3 protein-coding genes are annotated in these 2,798 nt (G+C 74.8%); all 3 read right to left on the bottom strand.

Annotation, left to right across the window (positions count from 1 at the left end; genetic code table 11):
- Positions 1-594 (bottom strand): PTS sugar transporter subunit IIA (locus ACFWYS_RS29550; protein ID WP_384775352.1); only part of this gene is annotated, 594 nt, incomplete at its 3' end.
- Between the two features lie 250 nt (positions 595-844).
- Entirely contained in the window at positions 845-1,792 is a 948-nt protein-coding gene (gene pfkB / locus ACFWYS_RS29545) for a 1-phosphofructokinase (protein ID WP_384775350.1), read from the bottom strand.
- Positions 1,793-1,804: 12 nt separating this feature from the next.
- Positions 1,805-2,566 carry a DeoR/GlpR family DNA-binding transcription regulator gene (locus ACFWYS_RS29540; protein WP_272124190.1) on the bottom strand — a complete coding sequence of 254 codons (762 nt, stop codon included), beginning with the start codon at positions 2,564-2,566 and terminating at the stop codon, positions 1,805-1,807.
- Positions 2,567-2,798: the final 232 nt, after the last annotated feature.

Raw genomic sequence — 2,798 nt, 5'->3', positions numbered from 1 at the left:
GCGCGGGGGGGGCGCGGGGCGCGCGGCGCGCCCGGGGGGGGGGGGGGGGTGTGGGGGGGGTGGGGGGGGCGCGCGCGCGCGGCCCCCCCCCCCCCCCCCGGAGTCCGGGGAGTCCTCAGAGGTCTCAGAGGTCTCGGAGGTCTCGGAAGGGGGCTCCTCGCCCCGGATCAGCGCCGCCGCCGACGCCGCGTCGCCCGCCGACCGCAGCGCGTCCGTGAACTCGGCGTTCATCAGCTGCCGGGCCAGCGACGACAGGATCGTCAGATGGGCGTCGTCCGCGCCGGCCGGGGCGGCGATCAGGAAGATCAGGTCCGCGGGACCGTCCGCCGCGCCGAAGTCGATGCCGGCGGCGCTGCGCCCGAAGGCGAGCGTCGGCTCGGTGACATGCGCGCTGCGGCAGTGCGGGATGCCGATGCCGCCGTCGAGGCCGGTCGGCATCTGTGCCTCACGGGCGGCCACGTCGGCGAGGAAGCCCTCCAGGTCGGTCACCCGGCCCAGGGCGACCATGCGCTCTGCGAGGGCGCGCGCCGCCGCTTCCTTGGTATCGGCGGACAGGTCGAGATCGACCAGGTCCGCGGTGATCATGTCGCTCATCGCGGGCTCCTTCGCACGCGTATCGCCCGGGGAGTCTGGTGGGCGGAGAAGGGGACGGGGGTGCCATGGGGGGTGGCGGGACTGCGGTGGGGGGTGGCGGGGATGGCGGAGGCGGGGTCGGGGAAGGCCCGCCCCCTCCGGGTGGCAGAGCGGCTCAGGAGGCCCTGCCGTCCGTCGGCGGCCGTGAGTAAGTGCGAGCTTCGCCGCTCGGCGGACCGATCGGCAAGAACTGTGACAACCACGACATTCGTCATGACACCGGCTCCTTCAGTACGCGATCCACCGGCACCTCGGCCGTGACCGTCACCGCCGCCAGATCCAGGTCACCCGGGGACGGCATCACGCTGCCGGGCAGCTGTACGGCGGCCGCGCCATGGGCGACCGCCGAGGCGAGCGCCTCCGGGCCGCTGCCGCCGGCTATCAGGAACCCGGCGAGGGAGGAGTCGCCGGCGCCGACATTGCTGCGTACGACGTCCACGCGCGCACTGCCGAACCAGGCACCCGAGCCGTCCACCAGCAGCTGTCCGTCGGCGCCCAGGCTCGCGAGGACGGCATGGGCGCCCAGCGCGCGCAACTCCTCGGCCGCCTTCACCGCGTCACCCACCGTGGACAGGGGACGCCTGACGGCCTCCGCGAGCTCCTCGGCGTTCGGCTTCACCACGTCGGGGCGGGCGCGCAGGGCTTCCAGGAGGGCGCGCCCGGAGGTGTCCAGCGCGATCCGCGCGCCTCCCGAGTGCGCCCGCGCGACCACGTCGGCGTACCAGGACGGGGCGAGCCCGCGCGGCAGGCTGCCGCAGCAGGCGATCCAGCCGGCGTCGCGGGACTGCTCGCGCACCGTCTCCAGAAGCAGTTCCTGCTCGGCCGCGGACAGCTCGGGGCCGGGGGCGTTGATCTTCGTCAGTACCCCGTCCGACTCCGCGAGCGCGATGTTCGAGCGGGTGGCCCCGGCGACCGGCACCGGCGCGACCTCGATGCCCTGCGCGTCGAGCAGGTCGGCGACGAGCGCGCCGGGCGCGCCACCCAGGGGCAGGACCGCGATCGTGCGCTGCCCCGCCGCCGCCACGGCCCGCGAGACGTTCACGCCCTTGCCGCCCGGGTCCATGCGCTCGCCGGTGGCGCGGATGACCTCGCCGCGGTCGAGGGAGGGGACCTCGTAGGTGCGGTCCAGGGACGGGTTCGGGGTGACGGTGAGGATCATGCGCACTCGTTTCTAAACACACAGCACTTCAGTGCCGCCGCGCTCTATGGCGGTGGCGTCTTCGGGGCTCAGCCCGCTGTCGGTGATCAGCAGGTCCACGTCGCCCAGGTCGCCGAAGCGGGCGAAGTGCTCCTGGCCGTGCTTGGAGGAGTCGGCGAGCAGCACCACCCGGCGGGCCGCGGCCACGGCCGCGCGCTTCACCGCGGCCTCGGCGAGGTCGGGGGTGGTCAGTCCGTGCTCGGCGGAGAAGCCGTTGGCCGCCACGAACAGGACGTCGGCGCGGATCTCGCCGTACGCGCGCAGCGCCCAGGCGTCCACGGCGGCGCGCGTACGGTGCCGTACCCGGCCGCCGATCAGGTGGAGCTGGATGCCCGGGTGGTCCGCGAGGCGGGCCGCGATGGGCAGGCTGTGCGTGACGACGGTGAGGGACGCCTCCAGCGGGAGCGCCGCGGCGAGGCGGGCCACCGTCGAACCGGCGTCGAGGATCACCGTGCCCTCGGTGGGCAGCTCGGCGAGGGCCGCCTTGGCGACGCGGTCCTTCTCGTCGGCGGCCGTCGACTCGCGCTCGGCGAGGTCCGGCTCGAAGTCCAGGCGCCCTGCCGGGATCGCGCCACCGTGCACCCGGCGCACGAGCCCGGCGCGGTCGAGGGCCTTCAGATCCCGGCGGATCGTCTCCGCCGTCACCTGGAACTCCTCGGCCAGCGACAGGACGTCCACTCGGCCGCCGTCACGGGCGAGCCGGAGGATCTCCTGCTGCCGCTCCGGTGCGTACATGTCCGTTCGCCTCCGAACTGTGCCCGAACTTGTGGTTTCGCGAGGAGGCTACGCCTGGATTTCCGGAAAGTAAACAGGTTCGGGCTCAATCGGGCATGACCGGGCTTTCAGCAGGAGGAATACGGAAACGGCGAGGGGGCCCGGCCCCCAATTCCCGGGCCCCCCCCCCCCCCCGGCCCCCCCCCCCCGCCCCCCCCCCCCCCCCCCCCCCCGCGGCACCCAAACCGCCGCC

It is taken from the genome of Streptomyces sp. NPDC059010, from assembly GCF_042740355.1.
In the GTDB taxonomy this organism is placed as follows: domain Bacteria; phylum Actinomycetota; class Actinomycetes; order Streptomycetales; family Streptomycetaceae; genus Streptomyces.
This window is presented reverse-complemented; position numbering and strand designations above follow the sequence as displayed.

What these genes read in the sequence shown, in the direction of transcription:
- pfkB (WP_384775350.1), bottom strand. Translation starts at nt 1,792, where the DNA reads ATGATCCTCACCGTCACCCCGAACCCGTCCCTGGACCGCACCTACGAG.
- ACFWYS_RS29540 (WP_272124190.1), bottom strand. Translation starts at nt 2,566, where the DNA reads ATGTACGCACCGGAGCGGCAGCAGGAGATCCTCCGGCTCGCCCGTGAC.